This window comes from Mycolicibacterium arseniciresistens (assembly GCF_030519285.1).
In the GTDB taxonomy this organism is placed as follows: domain Bacteria; phylum Actinomycetota; class Actinomycetes; order Mycobacteriales; family Mycobacteriaceae; genus Mycobacterium; species Mycobacterium arseniciresistens.
On record NZ_JAUMSQ010000569.1, the window covers coordinates 1 to 705 of the forward strand.

A 705-nucleotide genomic window follows, 5' to 3' on the forward strand; every position below is an offset into this window, starting at 1 on the left:
CCGTCGCCCGGCCGGCCAAGCCGTCCTCGGGTGCGGCGGCCGCACCCGCGCGGCCGAAGAACGCCAGCCAGGCCAAGGCCCGCGCCAAGGCCCGCAAGGCCAAGGCGCCGAGAGTCGTTCGCCCTCCGCTGCGTCAACGTCTCCTCGTCAGGCTCGCCGAGATCGAGCTGAATCCCCGGACCCTGGTCGCCAGGGTGCCGTTCGTGGTGCTCGTCATCGGGGCGCTCGGGATGGGCCTCGGCATCACGCTGTGGCTGTCCACCGGCGCCGCCGAGCGCTCCTACCAACTGGGTGCGGCCCGGGAGACCAACCAGGCGCTGCTCCAGCAGAAGGAGGCGCTCGAGCGCGACGTGCTGGAGGCGCAGGCAGCACCCGCCCTGGCCGAGGCGGCGCGTGATCTCGGCATGATCCCCTCGCGCGACACCGCTCACCTCGTCCAGGACCCGGCGGGCAACTGGGTCGTCGTCGGCACGCCGAAACCGGCCGAGGGTGTCCCGCCGCCACCGCTGAACGCCCCGCTGCCCGACGACACGCCGACGCCGCAACCGCCTCCCGCGCCGCGAGTGGTCGATCCTCGTGAGGTGACTGTTCGGATGCCCGACCGCACCGGCCTGCCCGGATCGCCCGCAGCGACGCCTGCCGTGCCGCTCGGTACGGCACCGCACGGCGCGGTCGCCGGACCGCCGCCGTCGCCAGGACCCGCAC

1 pseudogene is annotated in these 705 nt (G+C 74.8%); it reads left to right on the forward strand.

Annotation, left to right across the window (positions count from 1 at the left end):
• Positions 1-705: pseudogene (locus Q2100_RS31540) on the forward strand (hypothetical protein); the annotation flags it as partial.